At 40.9% G+C, this 14,578-nt stretch carries 17 protein-coding genes and 1 pseudogene; 13 read left to right on the top strand and 5 right to left on the bottom strand.

Annotation, left to right across the window (positions count from 1 at the left end; all coding sequences use genetic code 11):
• Nucleotides 1-18: 18 nt before the first annotated feature.
• Nucleotides 19-318, bottom strand: a pseudogene (locus BAE31_RS07025) (NifU family protein).
• A gap of 121 nt (nt 319-439) precedes the next feature.
• On the opposite strand from BAE31_RS07025, the gene BAE31_RS07020 reads away from it, so the two are divergent.
• Both BAE31_RS07020 and BAE31_RS07015 read left to right on the top strand, forming a co-directional pair.
• On the top strand, nt 440-769 hold the full coding sequence (locus tag BAE31_RS07020) for a YuzD family protein (protein ID WP_034282615.1): 330 nt from the start codon (nt 440-442) through the stop codon (nt 767-769).
• 100 nt (nt 770-869) lie between these two features.
• Nucleotides 870-1,100, top strand: a complete 231-nt coding sequence (locus tag BAE31_RS07015) for a WYL domain-containing protein (RefSeq protein ID WP_041107660.1) — start codon at nt 870-872, stop codon at nt 1,098-1,100.
• A 50-nt stretch (nt 1,101-1,150) separates the two neighbouring features.
• On the opposite strand, the gene BAE31_RS07010 is transcribed toward BAE31_RS07015, so the two are convergent.
• Entirely contained in the window at nt 1,151-2,218 is a 1,068-nt protein-coding gene (locus BAE31_RS07010) for an NAD(P)/FAD-dependent oxidoreductase (RefSeq protein ID WP_041107658.1), read from the bottom strand.
• A gap of 255 nt (nt 2,219-2,473) precedes the next feature.
• On the opposite strand from BAE31_RS07010, the gene BAE31_RS07005 reads away from it, so the two are divergent.
• The 3 genes from BAE31_RS07005 to BAE31_RS06995 all read left to right on the top strand — a co-directional run bounded on the left by BAE31_RS07005 (nt 2,474) and on the right by BAE31_RS06995 (nt 4,271).
• A complete protein-coding gene (locus BAE31_RS07005; protein WP_008346813.1) occupies nt 2,474-2,710 on the top strand; it encodes a YuzB family protein in 237 nt (78 codons plus the stop codon).
• 270 nt (nt 2,711-2,980) lie between these two features.
• Nucleotides 2,981-3,835 carry a diaminopimelate epimerase gene (gene dapF, locus BAE31_RS07000; protein ID WP_076839936.1) on the top strand — a complete coding sequence of 285 codons (855 nt, stop codon included), beginning with the start codon at nt 2,981-2,983 and terminating at the stop codon, nt 3,833-3,835.
• Between the two features lie 73 nt (nt 3,836-3,908).
• Nucleotides 3,909-4,271, top strand: a complete 363-nt coding sequence (locus tag BAE31_RS06995; protein ID WP_024423354.1) for a HesB/IscA family protein — start codon at nt 3,909-3,911, stop codon at nt 4,269-4,271.
• Nucleotides 4,272-4,567: 296 nt separating this feature from the next.
• On the opposite strand, the gene BAE31_RS06990 is transcribed toward BAE31_RS06995, so the two are convergent.
• Entirely contained in the window at nt 4,568-5,335 is a 768-nt protein-coding gene (locus tag BAE31_RS06990) for a MerR family transcriptional regulator (protein ID WP_170871277.1), read from the bottom strand.
• A 237-nt stretch (nt 5,336-5,572) separates the two neighbouring features.
• Here BAE31_RS06990 and BAE31_RS06985 point away from each other — a divergent pair, with 237 nt between their 5' ends.
• A complete protein-coding gene (locus tag BAE31_RS06985; RefSeq protein WP_024425965.1) occupies nt 5,573-5,779 on the top strand; it encodes a hypothetical protein in 207 nt (68 codons plus the stop codon).
• Between the two features lie 46 nt (nt 5,780-5,825).
• Here the strand turns inward: BAE31_RS06985 and yumC are convergent, their stop codons facing one another.
• Entirely contained in the window at nt 5,826-6,824 is a 999-nt protein-coding gene (gene yumC / locus BAE31_RS06980; protein WP_076839933.1) for a ferredoxin--NADP reductase 2, read from the bottom strand.
• Between the two features lie 391 nt (nt 6,825-7,215).
• Here yumC and BAE31_RS06975 point away from each other — a divergent pair, with 391 nt between their 5' ends.
• The 4 genes from BAE31_RS06975 to BAE31_RS06965 all read left to right on the top strand — a co-directional run bounded on the left by BAE31_RS06975 (nt 7,216) and on the right by BAE31_RS06965 (nt 9,840).
• Nucleotides 7,216-8,433, top strand: coding sequence for an NAD(P)/FAD-dependent oxidoreductase (locus BAE31_RS06975; protein WP_024423350.1), 1,218 nt, complete (start codon nt 7,216-7,218; stop codon nt 8,431-8,433).
• 135 nt (nt 8,434-8,568) lie between these two features.
• Complete coding sequence (locus BAE31_RS19615; RefSeq protein ID WP_157840088.1) at nt 8,569-8,694, top strand: YuiA family protein; 126 nt, start codon at nt 8,569-8,571, stop codon at nt 8,692-8,694.
• Nucleotides 8,695-8,775: 81 nt separating this feature from the next.
• Nucleotides 8,776-9,096, top strand: coding sequence for a YuiB family protein (locus BAE31_RS06970; RefSeq protein WP_024423349.1), 321 nt, complete (start codon nt 8,776-8,778; stop codon nt 9,094-9,096).
• Nucleotides 9,097-9,195: 99 nt separating this feature from the next.
• Nucleotides 9,196-9,840: a 3D domain-containing protein gene (locus tag BAE31_RS06965; protein ID WP_076839931.1), complete on the top strand. Its 645-nt coding sequence runs from the start codon at nt 9,196-9,198 to the stop codon at nt 9,838-9,840.
• A gap of 40 nt (nt 9,841-9,880) precedes the next feature.
• Here the strand turns inward: BAE31_RS06965 and BAE31_RS06960 are convergent, their stop codons facing one another.
• Complete coding sequence (locus BAE31_RS06960) at nt 9,881-10,357, bottom strand: divergent PAP2 family protein (RefSeq protein ID WP_024423347.1); 477 nt, start codon at nt 10,355-10,357, stop codon at nt 9,881-9,883.
• 323 nt (nt 10,358-10,680) lie between these two features.
• On the opposite strand from BAE31_RS06960, the gene BAE31_RS06955 reads away from it, so the two are divergent.
• From BAE31_RS06955 to BAE31_RS06945, 3 genes are all read left to right on the top strand, one after another.
• A complete protein-coding gene (locus BAE31_RS06955) occupies nt 10,681-12,171 on the top strand; it encodes a leucyl aminopeptidase (protein ID WP_076839930.1) in 1,491 nt (496 codons plus the stop codon).
• A 140-nt stretch (nt 12,172-12,311) separates the two neighbouring features.
• Nucleotides 12,312-13,640: a Na+/H+ antiporter family protein gene (locus tag BAE31_RS06950; protein WP_041107647.1), complete on the top strand. Its 1,329-nt coding sequence runs from the start codon at nt 12,312-12,314 to the stop codon at nt 13,638-13,640.
• Nucleotides 13,641-13,799: 159 nt separating this feature from the next.
• A complete protein-coding gene (locus BAE31_RS06945; protein ID WP_041107645.1) occupies nt 13,800-14,576 on the top strand; it encodes a sporulation protein in 777 nt (258 codons plus the stop codon).
• Nucleotides 14,577-14,578: the final 2 nt, after the last annotated feature.

Here is a 14,578-nt window from a genome sequence, read left to right as displayed (position 1 = left end):
TTTCATGTCATATATGAATTAGAAAACCTGTTCAACTTCTACAACGCCAGGCACTTCTTCTAATAATGCGCGCTCAATACCGGCTTTCAATGTAATGGTTGAACTTGGGCAGCTGCCGCATGCACCAAGAAGACGTAATTTTACAATGCCATCTTCAATGTCTACAAGCTCACAGTCTCCACCATCACGTAATAGAAATGGACGAAGTTTGTCCAGTACTTCCTGTACTTGGTCTTTCATTTCGACTTCAGTCATTAGATATAATCGCTCCTTTCACAACATATCACCATTATATTCATCTGGACGATAAAAATCTATTGATTGGTTTCAAAGTTTCCTTCTCATTATAGCACAATCTCATCTTGAAACAAAAAGTGATTTTGACTTTTTTCATCCATAAAATTCAGCTAAAATGAAGAAAGAATAGGGGGCTTGTCAAATGAACAAAACCGTCGATCTTTATGTATATGGAAGAGATGTCTTGTGCGCTAGCTGCGTGAATCTGCCTTCTTCAAAAGATACGTTTGAATGGTTAGATGCAGCATTAAAACGAAAATATCCGAATCAGCCATTTCGCATCACATATATTGATATTGAGCACCCGCCAGAAAATGAACAACAAAAGGAATTGTCTGAACGAATTCTTGATGATGAATTCTTTTATCCGCTTGTTTTAGTAGAGGATCAAATCGTTGGAGAGGGCAATCCGAAATTAAAAGACATTTATCAAGAAATGGAGAAGTACGGGTACAAGGAGAGCAGTGAATAAGCTGTTCTTTTTTTGAGAAATATAAACGAACAAGTGTTCCTTTTCGGGTTGAAAAAGAACGTTTGTTCGTTTATAATGAAATGAAAGGAGTGTGAGCATCATGAATTATTTACTAAAACAATCTCTTCATCAGCAAATACCGATTGAGATGATTTATATGAAGAAAAATGGAGACTGCACAAAGAGAAAAATCATTGTACACCGTCAAACGGATCAGCTTATCCAAGCGTATTGTTTATCGAAGAAAACGATGAGAACCTTTCGTAAAGACTGCATTCTTGCTCTTGCTCCGATCAAATGGACCAACTCATCGGCACATGCCGTTTCATAGAAAAAAGCTCCCTCGTCACGAAGGAGCTTTGAGAAAAAATTCACATGATTTTAGCCATTGTGATGCTTGTACATCCAAAGGAGTCCAGATTTCAGGAGTCTTGGCACCCGTCCAACAAGTGGACGATCAGCCACTAAGCCAAAGCCGGCTTTTTTCCCTAAAGAACCTAAAACACCTTTTAGCTTAAACTGTGGATAAGCCTCAGGAAGCGGCTCATTTTTCCAGCGTTTTTGCAGAGATTGGACAATTTGTTCTGCCTGCGCCTCAGCAAGCTGTGCACTTGGGGCATGAGGCAGACTTGCGCAGTCACCTACAACATATACATGCTCATCCCCAGGGAGATTGTGATGAGGAGTTAATACGACGCGGCCTTGTGCGTCTTTTTCAACATCCATCTCTCGCACCACTTTGCTTGGCTGTATTCCTGCTGTCCAGACGATGACATCAGCTTCAATCGCGTTATCATGGTTATAAACAAGACCTTCTTCAACCTTTGTAATATTGGCACAGTTAATGATCTTTACGTCATTTTCTTCAAACCACTTTTGCACATACAAACTTAATCTTTTTGGGAAGCTTGATAGAATCAGCTCTCCGCGGTCAAAAAGAATAATGTTTAAATCAGCACGGCTTTCTCTTAGTTCACTGGCCAGCTCTACCCCGCTAAGTCCAGCACCGACGATGCCAACCGTTGCACCTGCGCTCAAATTGTTTAATTTGTTATACGCATGTCTTGACTGATCAATGGTTTGAATGCTGTATGTATGTTCTTTCGCACCAGGGACATTATGATACTTGTCCTCGCAGCCGAGTCCAATCACCGTATCATCATACGGGATCGGTTCACGGTCGCTGAATAAGATCTGTTTGTTTTCAATATCAATTTTTTCTACTTCCCCGTATTGAATATCCAGCTTCGGATGCTCTGGAAAAGATACTCGAATGTGATGATCAGAGATCGTTCCAGCAGCAAGTGCATAATATTCTGTTTTTAAACAGTGGTAAGGATTTCGATCAATTAATGTGATAGTGACATCATCAGGTAATTGATTTGGCAATAAGCGGTGGAGAACCCGCATATTCCCGTAACCTCCGCCGATCAAGACTAAATTTTTCATGACGATTCTCCTTTTCCCCGTAGACATTGAAAAACACTTATACTAAAAAACTTTAAGTTAAAATACCAAATAAAATTATATCGAATTTACTGTGAAACCACAATAATTGTTTCAAAATAACCTACATATTCATCAGTTAGTCCTAAATAGTAAAACATTTTATGAGGAATAGGCGTAACGATATAGGCGAAGCTCATATTTTGACTAATACAAGGAATTTCGGTAGGATGGTAAGGCAATGTGAGGTGAAGCACAGTGTTTCCACTGATCGAATTTTGTGTAAGTAATCTTGCACAAGGGTCTCAAGAAGCAAAAGAGAAGCTTGAAAAAGACCCAAACCTAGACGTAATGGAATACGGCTGTTTAAGCTATTGCGGCAAATGTATGGACTCCCCATTTGCACTTGTGAATGGAGAATTTGTTTCAGGAGAAAATGCAGAGCAGCTAGTCGAGCGTATTTATGCATTTATAGAGGAAAACGACATGTTTTAAATGCACCACATGGGTCATGAGGTGCATTTTTTTCACATTTTCAGCTTCCATTTTTAAGGAGAATCAATAGAAAGCGCATCCAATATGTTATGCTAATAAAATATCATCAATATGAAGCATCACACGAGAGAAAAAGAGGCATATGCATAATAAAAGCCCTTTGCCATGGCAGCAAAGAGCTTCTATGTATGAAAAACGGGGGATGATAAGATTGTCTCCTGAATCGACTCCTTTTATACTATAAAGAAACAACATTTTTGGAGGAAGCTCATGACATCATTTCAATTCACGAAAATGCACGGATTAGGAAATAATTATATTTACGTCAATCAGATGAAGGAACAGCTCCCAGAAGAGCAGCTATCAGAGATAGCGATTCGCGTTTCTTCTGTTTATACAGGAATCGGTTCTGACGGGATGATCCTGATTTGCCCATCAGATGTTGCACCTGTGAAGATGCGCATTTTCAACAATGATGGATCAGAGGGCAAGAACTGCGGTAATGGGCTGCGCTGCGTTGCAAAGTATGTGTATGAGCATCAAATTGTGACGGACTCAACGTTCCAGATTGAGACATTGTCAGGACTCGTTGAAGCGACCGTTCACGCTCAGGATGGTCACGTTCAGCTAGTCACAGTAGATATGGGAAAACCACGTTTTGAAAAAGAAGCAATGCCGATGCTTGGTGAACCGGCTAGCACAACGGTTAATGAGCCACTTGATTTTGGCACTGCGAAATTAAATGGAACGGCCGTTTCGATGGGAAACCCGCACATCGTTTTTTATTTAGAGGACATTGAAAAAGCGCCGCTTCATACACTTGGGCCGATCATCGAAAAACACGACATGTTCCCAGAAGGCGTCAATGTAGAATTTGTTGAAGTTGTCAGTGAAACAGAACTTCATTTTCGCGTGTGGGAAAGAGGTTCAGGAATTACCCAGGCCTGCGGAACTGGGGCCTGTGCTGCGGCTGTATCCACAATTATGAATGGTCAGGCAAAAAAAGAAACAGACATGACCGTTCATTTAGCAGGCGGAGACCTCATCATTCGTTGGAAAGACAATGACCACGTGCTCATGACAGGACCTGCTGAAACGATTTGTGACGGCACATTTTATCTCTAAACCATTTATTTGAGAAAAGGCATCATCACGTTTATAATTGAAAAGAAACATCCAGTCAAAAGGAGGGATGATCATGAGTACACCAGTAACCATTACAGAAGCTGCTGCACTGCAGATTAAAGATATGATGAAAGAACATGAAGAAGAAAATGCGTTCCTTCGAGTGGGCGTAAAAGGCGGCGGCTGCAGCGGTCTCTCATACGGCATGGGCTTTGACCATGAAGTTTCAGAGAAAGACACGCAGTTCGAACAGCACGGCATCAATGTCCTTGTCGATTCCGAAAGCCTTGATATCATGAACGGAACCATCATTGATTTCAAACAATCACTCATGGGCGGCGGTTTCACCATCGACAATCCGAACGCCATCGCGTCATGCGGATGCGGTTCTTCTTTCAGAACAGCGACGAATACCGGTACGCCGGAAGAGTGTTAAGGGTTAAAACGATTCATTCTGTAAAACCATTTGTATAATGAAGACCTCCTCATATTAATCATTTTCTTGAGGAGGTTTTTTGTGTTGTTTTTAAAGATGCAAAAAAAGGACATGACTTCATCACTCAGCACGTCCTCTTTATAAAGATATTTAATTAGAAAAAAGCTCGCAGTTTCTTAGTATTTCCTCTGTTCATCTTCCACATCTTTTCAAAAGGTTTCATTATGGTGTGTCGGAAAAAATGCTCTTGATTGTGTTTGGTTGAGAATAACGTTTCGTATTAATCGATTGTATTCTCAATCATCATTTTCAAAGCTGTCCCCTCTTTTATGAAGAGTAGTAAAGACTTTCATCGCTTCGCTCATAAATGATGCCAAGCCCTCACCATAAAGATCTATATTCTTTGTGAAACGTTCATCTTGAATATAGAGTTGGCCTAAACCGTAAAAAGCATCAAGAGAGTAATAACTGAAGTTTTCGTTTAAAAAGTCGTACCATAGTTTGATGACGATTTGCACCTCTTTGGATTTAGGGGAATGGCTGCGAAGAGAGGCTAGCTTGTTAAATATACTATCCCAGCTATCGGATAATTCAATTTGTTCATCTTTAGACAAATGATTTAGTTTTGAGCTGACTTCATCAACAGCTTGATGTCCCCAACGGTGACGAGCTTCTTCTTCATATTGACTAAATTTCATATTCATATTCTCAAACCTTTCTTTATAGGTGTATTGAGTTTCTCCCGTTAAATGCTGTAGCGTTTTATCAATATTTCCGATCATTTTATCGAGATTATTTCGTTTCTCTATTAACATTTTTCTTTGTAGCATAAATGCTTCTTTCTTGTTAAATGAAGGATTGTGCATCATTTTGTGAATTTCCTTCAATGGAAATCCAAGTTCCCTGAAAAATAGTATTTGCTGCAATGTTTCAAGGTTTTCTTCTGAATAAAGTCGATAACGATTTTCTGTGACTTCACTTGGGGTCAATAAACCAATCTTGTCGTAATGATGAAGTGTACGAATGCTAATACCAAATAATTCAGCTACTTCTTTTACTTTCATTTCAATTCACCTCTCTTGATATCCACTATAAAATATGACGTTGCGTTAGGGTCAATCATCTTTTTAAAAATTTATATCATTGTTGATCTTGTTTGAAGCAGTGAATTCAAGGAGCTATGTTTTTTCGCAAATCGCTCAATTTTGTTACAGCTGGCCCGAACAACTGGCTATTTCCACTCGAAAAGAGTATCATGAGAACCAAACATAAACTGTAGTGAGAAAAGAGGTTGCTGAGGTTTGAGTGAACAAATCAATTGCAGGAACTGTCATGAACTGATTCCGTATCGTTCCAAAACGTGTCCATCTTGCGGGATTGAGAAGCCGCTTCCGAAAAAGGAACGTGTGAAGGATCGGGTGATTTTGGTTGTGGCAGGAATTGTTGTGGTGCTGCTTGCTGCAATGGTACTTGGAATGGCAAATGCCTATATTGGGATTTTTAAATAAACGAAAAAGGAGTTCCGCGAGTGGGAACTCCTTTTTTGATCCGCTCTTATTTGTTTTCAAATAAGCTTGTGGAATGGAGAGGCTGTACACGGGCTTTCGGGTCCATGTAAGCTTTCGCATTGTTGACAGCAGTTGGTGCTTCACCAAATCCGCTTGCAATCAATTTGACTTTTCCTTCATACGTACAGATGTCTCCTGCCGCATAGAAGCCTTCAATGTTTGTTTCCATTGTAGATTTCACCACGATGGAGTTCTTTTCGATTTCAAGGCCCCATTGTTTGATTGGTCCAAGGGAGGAAACAAAACCGAAGTTGACGATCACGTCGTCCACATCAAGCACTTGTTTTTTGTCGCCTTTGACTTCTTCGAGCACGATTTGTTCAATGCGGTCTTCACCAATGAGCTCAGTTGGTACAAATGGTGTCAGTACATTGACTTTCGAGTTGTGCAGGGTTTCTACACTGTGCTCATGCGCGCGGAATTTATCGCGGCGGTGAATAATGGATACTTCTTTTGCGATTGGTTCAAGCATAAGTGCCCAGTCCACCGCAGAGTCTCCGCCGCCAAGAACGGCCACACGTCTGCCGGCAAATTGGTTCAAGTCATTAATGAAGTAATGCAGGTTGCTTCCTTCAAATGATTCTGCTGCATCTAGCTCAAGCTTTCTCGGTTGGAATGCACCGTTACCAGCTGTGATGATAATTGTTTTAGAATAATGAATCTCTTGATTTGTCACAAGTTTAAAGATCCCATCTGCTTGCTTTTCAACCGTTTCAACTGCCTGCTCTAAGCAAATGGTTTGATCAAATTTATCCATTTGTTCCTTTAAGTTATCAACTAATTCTTGTGCGCGGATTTTTGGAAATCCAGCCACATCATAAATATATTTTTCAGGGTAAAGAGCGGATAGTTGACCGCCGAGCTGAGGAAGGCTTTCAATGATTTTCACACTTGCCTGTCTCATGCCTCCGTAAAACGCAGTAAACAATCCAACTGGGCCGCCCCCGATAACGGTAATGTCATATACCTTAGAATCTTCTTGCATTCCTTTAATCCTCCCAAATGAAAATTGTTATCACTATATCATATCATACCACATATCGTCGTTTGACTTGTTTTGAAAAACTTGTCGTTTTTTGATGCTGAAGCTTTGAAAAGGAGGAAAAAGTGAGAAAGACCGTTTATCATAAGGATTTTCAGTTTAAAGCCTTGAAAATTGGAGCAGAACTCGCTATTATTGTTAAGGGAACTAAATATTAATTTTTTATGAATTTTTGTCGGATACGGTCAAATGCTTTCGTTTTATGTAGGTGAAAGTTCAGATTTTCACATACTTATTTTTTTGTTTAAATTTCATAAAATGCCGCAAAGCGGTTGAGAATAACGATATGTAATTCTTTATCCGTTTTACAGCAAATTTAAAAAAGGTGGATGTGATTCCAGTGAATAAACCGAAAATCGTTGTATTAGGTGCAGGTTATGGCGGATTAATGACTGTAACAAGATTAACAAAACAGCTTGGCACAAATGATGCGGACATTACTCTTGTGAACAAGCATAATTATCATTACGAAACAACATGGCTTCATGAAGCAAGTGCAGGTACACTTCATCATGACCGCTGTCGTTATCAAATCAAAGATGTGATTAACAGTTCCCGTGTCAACTTTGTACAAGCAACAGTTGAAAGCATTGATAAGGAAGCAAAGAAAGTTGTGACATCAGATGGCGAACTTTCTTATGACTACCTTGTTGTTGCACTTGGTGCTGTTCCTGAAACATTTGGTATTGCAGGACTGAAAGAATACGCATTCTCAATCTCTAACATTAACTCTGCTCGTCAGCTTCGTGAGCACATTGAGCTTCAATTTGCAACGTATAATACGGATGCTGAAAAACGTCCAGAGCGTTTGACAATCGTTGTCGGCGGCGCAGGATTCACAGGTATTGAGTTCCTTGGTGAGCTTGGAAACCGTGTGCCTGAGCTTTGCAAAGAGTATGACATTGATCAAAAAGACGTGCGTATCATCTGTGTAGAAGCTGCGCCAACAGCTCTTCCTGGATTCGATCCAGAATTGATCGACTATGCGATGAACTACCTTCAAGGTAAAGGTGTTGAGTTCAAAATTGGTACAGCGATCAAAGAATGTACGCCTGAGGGGATCATTGTTGGAAAAGACGATGATACAGAAGAAATCAAAGCTGCAACTGTTGTTTGGGCAGCAGGTGTACGCGGTAACCCAATCGTTGAAGAAGCTGGTTTTGAAAACATGCGCGGCCGCGTAAAAGTTTCTCCAGATCTTCGTGTACCAGAAAATGATGATGTCTTCATCATTGGTGACTGTTCATTGATTATCAATGAAGAAATCAACCGTCCATACCCACCAACTGCACAAATCGCTATGCAGCAAGGTGAGACAGTAGCGAAAAACCTTGCAGCACTAGTAAAAGGCGGTTCTCTTGAAAGCTTTAAGCCAGACATCAAAGGAACAGTTGCTTCTCTTGGTGAACACGACGCTGTAGGTGTTGCGTTTGGTAAAAAACTTCAAGGAACAAAAGCTTCTGCAATGAAGAAAATCATCGACAACCGTTCTTTATTCATGGTTGGCGGACCAGGACTTGTTCTGAAAAAAGGAAAATTCAAGTTCTTCTAAACCATCATAGACAAAAACGTGTATCCTCGTGATACACGTTTTTTTATAAGTTGTGGTATATTTTCTCACTTGGTCATTGACGGCAAAATATGTTATGATGAATTATCAGAAAATTTAGATTAAGGAGTGAGCAATATGAATGCACAAACAAAGGAAAAAACATCAACCTGTCAATATTGTTCAGGAAAAGGGTATTTTCAGCTATTGCTCGGCGGATCTGAAACGTGTGAGGAATGTAAAGGGACAGGAAAGAAGCGTTAATCGATCTGCTTTTTCCATTGATTGACTTCATCTCTATTTCCAAGTTAAACTAATGATGGGATATTTGGGGGTGGAGATGAAGTGATCAGTTTACCAGTCGTTATCATTTCAGTTATTTTATTTTTCGTGTTATTCTTCGGCATTGGTTTTTTGCTCAATATGCTGCTGAGAATGTCATGGATTATGGCTATTTTATATCCAATTGTATGCCTTTTCATTATCAACAATCAAAAGATGATCGCTTATGTAAGAGAGCCTGGCACCGCTTTTTCAGGAATAGGAGACCGGATTGTCTCACTCGCTGCGGCAGATATCATCATCTTATTAAGCGGCCTGATCGGTGCAATCACATCAGGTTTTGTCATTAATGCACTACGAAAAAGAGGGTATCAAATGTTTTAACTCACTTGTGGACACGCAAGTGGGTTTTTTTGTTTCTCCTTTGCATAGTTTCCATTTTGTTTGGAAACAAATAGATGGGTAGAGGAGTGACAAATAGAGATGAAAACATGGATGAAACGATTGTTCATGACCGCCCTATTCATGCTTGCACTTTTGACAAGCTTTATGGGCATATCTGGAGTCGAACCAAGTGATTTAGCTGTATGGGTGAAAGAGACCGATGCGGGCAAGCAAGTATCTTCTTTTTTTCAGCAGCAAAAAAGGGAAACGATGGCACTCAAAAGTGAAGATTCGCGGGCTGTTTCTCTCGAAGAAGCGTTTAATTGGAACGATTACCCGAAACAGAAAGTTGTTGCAACCGGCTATACAGCAGGTGTGGAATCAACAGGCAAAACGAAGGAACATCATGCATATGGCATTACATATTCAGGCGTCAAAGTGAAACGTGATTTATACTCAACAGTGGCAGCCGATCCATCTGTTTTTCCAATTGGAACGGTGCTGTTTATCCCAAACTATGGCTACGGTGTGGTTGCAGATACCGGCAAAGCCATTAAAGGTCATAAGCTTGATTTATACTATGAAACCGTTGATGATGTGTATAGAGAATGGGGTAAAAAAGTGCTCGATGTGTATATCATCAAAAAGGGTGAAGGGACGTTAACGGAAAAAGACTTAAATCAGCTTAATGAAGCAGAATCGATGCAAGTATTCCGTCAGCAGTTTCAAGCCAATAAAGAATAAAAAAGCTTTGGGCCGTTTAAGGTCCAAAGCTTTTTCGCTTCTACATGAAGTAATAATCTAAGATGAGTGTCAGCAAGATCCCTGTTAAGCCGCCGAAGAAGACTTCAATCGGCTTATGACCAAGAAGCTCTTTTAATTTCTTTTGCTTTTCTTTTTCTTCCGCATTTGGGAAATTCTTTGCTTCGGAAACAAATCGGTTAAAATCTGTTACGAGCTTGTTGAGAACAGTCGCCTGTTCTCCTGCCTGTCTGCGAACGCCTGTCGCATCAAACATCGTAATAATGGCAAAGATGGCGGAAATGGCAAAGATAGATGTATCTAGCCCGTGCTCTAAAGCCACTGCTGTTGAGAGTGCTGTTACTGCTGCGGAGTGTGAACTTGGCATTCCGCCTGTGCTTGTAATGAGCGACCAATCTAGTCGTCTAGAAATGATAAATTGAATCGGTACTTTTACAAATTGAGCAAAAAAGATGGCTGCAAGGCTGGCAAGCAGCGGAAAATTCGTCAGTACGCTCATGAACAAGAAACATCCTCTCTTTAAGAAAAAATATCGTGCGAAATGGTGGACTAAAAATCCTAGTATGATGAAAAAATGATAGCAGTAAAAAAAGCTGCCAAGTCCATGTTCATTATAACATTAAAGAAAGTAGATGTGGAATGAGGAGAACACGGACAGGCTGCTCAGGTTTCGCCGCTTTTTCATGATGCCCTTCCGCGTGTGAAAATATAAATGTTCATCAAGTAAAGACAGCCTGGCAATGATCGTATAGGCACGCAAATTTTGATATAATAGAAGTTCCAATGTGAAAAATGGAGTTCATTAAGGAGCGTGTGATAAATATGTTTTTCTCGACAAATGAATTGCAGCATAAAGATACACTGGCGATCGGACTTTTTCAAAAGAGCCAATTATCAGGAAAAGCAAAAGAAATGGATGAATTACTTGAAGGAAGAATCACTGAATTATTAAAAGAAGGCGACATTTCTTCCAAACGAAATCAGCTTACGAAGTTTTTCCCATCCCCTGAAACAGGCATCAAACGCATTTATTTTGTCGGGCTTGGGAAGGAATCAGATTACACGTTTGAAGAGGCAAAAGAAGTGTTTGCCCATTTATTCAAAAAGCTTCATCAAGATAAAAAGCAAGCGGTTTCTGTCTTGCTGGATACGTTTATTGGAAAGGATCTTCCTGCTCAAGATGCGGCCCATGCCCTTTCTGAAAGCTGCCTTTTAGCTACATATGAATTACAGGATTTTAAACATAAAACAAATGAACCGGATCGCTTCATCGAGTTTGTTTATGCTACGACGGATCATGATACAGCTGAAATTCAGGCGAGTTTGAAAGTCGGCGAAGTGTACGGACAGTCAGTCAATTCGGCCCGTACCCTTGTGAATATGCCGCCGAATATGCTCACATCCTCTGATCTGGCTTCGTATGCGGCAGAGCTTGCATATAAATACGAATTTGAGATTGAAATTTTAGATAAAGAACAAATGGAAGAGCTCGGAATGGGCGGTATTTTAGCCGTCAATAGAGGCTCAACAGAACCGCCAAAACTCATCGTATTGAAATATCAAGGCAAGGAAGAATGGACAGACGTCATCGGTCTTGTCGGTAAAGGCATCACGTATGATACCGGCGGCTATTCTTTAAAGCCAAGAGCGAGTATGGTTGGCATGAAAACAGATATGGGCGGCTCAGCCTCTGTTCTAGGCGCAATGGAAATCATCGGAGAACTTCGTCCAGAGCAAAATGTCATTGCGGTCATTGCCTCAACCGATAATATGATTTCAGCAGACGCTATGAAGCCGGATGATGTCATCGTGTCACTGAGCGGTAAAACAATCGAAGTGCTTAATACGGATGCAGAAGGCCGTCTTGTTTTAGCAGATGGGGTGACATATGCGAAGCAGCACGGTGCCTCTGTCCTTGTAGATGTGGCCACATTAACAGGGGGTGTCATTGTGGCGCTTGGAAATGAGACAACAGGCGCGATGACCAATAACGATGAGCTGTACGCTCAGTTTAAAGAAGCATCAGAAGAATGCGGTGAAATGATCTGGCAGCTGCCCATCACGGAAAAAGATAAGAAACGAGTACGAAACAGCAAAATGGCGGATCTCAATAACTCACCAGGCCGTGATGGTCATGCGATTATGGCAGGTGCTTTCATTGGAGAATTCGCAGAGGATACGCCTTGGGTTCATTTAGATATTGCAGGAACTGCAACAACAGAAAAACCTTCATGCTTTGGACCAACAGGGGCAACAGGAGTAATGGTGAGATCACTCGCAACATTTGTGGAACGATTTGAAGGAACAAAATAAAGGAGAAAGCTCTGCCAAGTGGCAGAGCTTTTTTATGTAGGACATACGCCATTTGACGAAGTTTTTTTTCTATGGTAACATACGTTGGTACTTTAATTATCTACTACATTAGTAAACTAAAGGATTTCGGAGGTTTCACCATGAATGCAGTTGTTTTAGCGGTTGTTTTAATGTTGATATTAAGCTTGCTGCGGGTCAATGTCGTGATTGCGCTGGCAATAGGTGCTTTAGCTGGCGGACTTGCAGGTGGATTAGGCTTAGGAGGAACAGTGGACGCCTTTACGGACGGACTCGGAGGAAATGCAACAGTGGCGATTAGTTATGCGTTATTAGGGGCATTTGCTGCGGCACTGACGAAAACAGGTCTTCCAGATGCCATGGTTGAAGGAGCAGTGAAGCTTCTAGGAAAAGAAGGCGATTCAAGACGGAAAACACTATCAAAAGTGCTCATCGTTCTTGTCATTTTGATCGTGTCTTGTTTTTCACAGAACGTCGTTCCTGTTCATATTGCCTTTATCCCAGTCTTAATTCCGCCGTTATTAAAGGTGTTTAACGAGCTTCAGATTGACCGCAGACTGCTAGCGTGTGTCATGACCTTCGGACTCACTGCACCATATATATTACTTCCAGTCGGTTTTGGACAGATTTTCCACGGAATGCTTCGTGACAATATGAAGGAAGCGGGTCTGACCGTAGACCTTGCAGATATTCCGTATGCGATGCTGATTCCTGTTGCGGGTATGGTTCTTGGATTGATCGTTTCCATTTTTGTGTATCGAAAGCCGAAAGTATATGAGGATCGTGAAATTACAGATGTAGAAAAATCGGCTTATACCAAAAAAAGCTTATTCTTTGCCGGTCTTGCTATTCTCGTTTCGTTGATTGTCCAGCTTTATTTATCGCAAAGCCTTGGTGTGGAAGGAATGATCTTCGGTGCACTCTCAGGACTGCTTGTCTTGTTTGTGACTGGAATGATGAAACGCGATGAAGCAGATGAACTGATTACATCTGGAATGAATATGATGGCATTTATCGGTTTTGTCATGCTTGTTGCCGCTGGATTTGCCAATGTTTTAACAAAAACAGGAGACATTGAAGCTCTTGTCAAAGCATCTTCCCAATATATTGGCAATAGCCACAGCCTTGCAGCGATTTTAATGCTGCTCGTTGGCCTGGTTGTGACAATGGGGATCGGATCATCATTTGCAACGATTCCGATTATTACAACCATCTTTGTTCCACTTTGCTTACACTTAGGTTTTAGTCCAATGGCTACCATTGCCATTATTGGCTCTGCTGCGGCTGTTGGAGATGCAGGTTCACCTGCAAGTGACAGTACGCTTGGACCAACATCTGGATTGAATATGGATGGACAGCATCACCACATTTGGGGAACTTGTGTCCCGACTTTTATCTATTATAATATTCCGCTTGTTCTGTTCGGCTGGCTGGCGGCCATTATTCTGTAAGATGAAAAGCTTGTAGAGAAAACGATGATGTTTTTTCTATAAGCTTTTTTGTTGTTCGCAGATGAAAAAATAATTAGGACAAAAGTATGAATTAAATGAATCTTTCTTCCTCTATCTTACGTATATATGCTGATAAAAATGAAAAGGGGAAGATGGGACATGTCATTTTTTAAAAAGCTAGCGGCAAGTGCAGGAATTGGTGCGGCAAAGGTAGATACTATTTTAGAGAAAAACGCTTATTATCCAGGACAAGAAGTAACGGGAACTGTCCATGTAAAGGGCGGTAAAGTCGCTCAGGAAATACGCTATATCAATGTCAAGATTGAAACACAGTATGTGATTGTGAAAGATGATGAAGAGCGTAGAAAATATGCGAACATCTATACTTTACGGGTAACGGATTCTTTTACCATCCAGCCTGGAGAAAAGCATGAATTTCCGTTTTCATTTATTCTTCCTATTGATACCCCGATGACGATTGGAAAAGTAGAAATTGCAGTAGAGACAGACCTTGATATCCAAGGCGGAATCGATAAATCTGACTATGACCGCATTTTCGTTGAAGCTCATCCTTGGGTGAAAAATGTGCTGGAAGCCACTAGAAATCTAGGCTTCCACCTGAACGAAGCAGACTGTGAACAGGCACCTTACTTCCAGCGGCGCCTGCCATTCGTCCAAGAATTCGAGTTCATACCGACATCAGACTACTATCGCTATATGCTTGATGAGTTAGAGCTGATTTTTCTGATAGATGAAGGCGGATTAGACATTGTTTTCGAAGTCGACCGTAGAGCAAGAGGCCTGAGAGGCTGGCTTGAGGAGATGTATAATGATGGAGAACAGCTTGTACGCTACCGCTTCAGTCCATCAGATCTTGAAGATATAGAAGTGCTTGAAGGAATGCTAGAAGAAATCATAGACCAATATGCTGAGTAATG

Source organism: Bacillus sp. I-2 (assembly GCF_001974945.1).
GTDB lineage: Bacteria > Bacillota > Bacilli > Bacillales > Bacillaceae > Bacillus > Bacillus safensis.
The sequence above is the reverse complement of the archived record's forward strand: the minus strand, read 5'-3'. Positions and strand labels throughout refer to the sequence as shown.

What these genes read in the sequence shown, in the direction of transcription:
- BAE31_RS06955 (WP_076839930.1), top strand. Translation starts at nt 10,681, where the DNA reads ATGTTTTTCTCGACAAATGAATTGCAGCATAAAGATACACTGGCGATC.
- BAE31_RS19615 (WP_157840088.1), top strand. Translation starts at nt 8,569, where the DNA reads ATGAATGCACAAACAAAGGAAAAAACATCAACCTGTCAATATTGTTCA.
- BAE31_RS07020 (WP_034282615.1), top strand. Translation starts at nt 440, where the DNA reads ATGAACAAAACCGTCGATCTTTATGTATATGGAAGAGATGTCTTGTGC.
- BAE31_RS06995 (WP_024423354.1), top strand. Translation starts at nt 3,909, where the DNA reads ATGAGTACACCAGTAACCATTACAGAAGCTGCTGCACTGCAGATTAAA.
- BAE31_RS07010 (WP_041107658.1), bottom strand. Translation starts at nt 2,218, where the DNA reads ATGAAAAATTTAGTCTTGATCGGCGGAGGTTACGGGAATATGCGGGTT.
- BAE31_RS06990 (WP_170871277.1), bottom strand. Translation starts at nt 5,335, where the DNA reads ATGAAAGTAAAAGAAGTAGCTGAATTATTTGGTATTAGCATTCGTACA.
- BAE31_RS06950 (WP_041107647.1), top strand. Translation starts at nt 12,312, where the DNA reads ATGAATGCAGTTGTTTTAGCGGTTGTTTTAATGTTGATATTAAGCTTG.
- BAE31_RS07015 (WP_041107660.1), top strand. Translation starts at nt 870, where the DNA reads ATGAATTATTTACTAAAACAATCTCTTCATCAGCAAATACCGATTGAG.
- BAE31_RS06960 (WP_024423347.1), bottom strand. Translation starts at nt 10,357, where the DNA reads ATGAGCGTACTGACGAATTTTCCGCTGCTTGCCAGCCTTGCAGCCATC.
- yumC (WP_076839933.1), bottom strand. Translation starts at nt 6,824, where the DNA reads ATGCAAGAAGATTCTAAGGTATATGACATTACCGTTATCGGGGGCGGC.
- BAE31_RS06965 (WP_076839931.1), top strand. Translation starts at nt 9,196, where the DNA reads ATGAAAACATGGATGAAACGATTGTTCATGACCGCCCTATTCATGCTT.
- dapF (WP_076839936.1), top strand. Translation starts at nt 2,981, where the DNA reads ATGACATCATTTCAATTCACGAAAATGCACGGATTAGGAAATAATTAT.
- BAE31_RS06945 (WP_041107645.1), top strand. Translation starts at nt 13,800, where the DNA reads ATGTCATTTTTTAAAAAGCTAGCGGCAAGTGCAGGAATTGGTGCGGCA.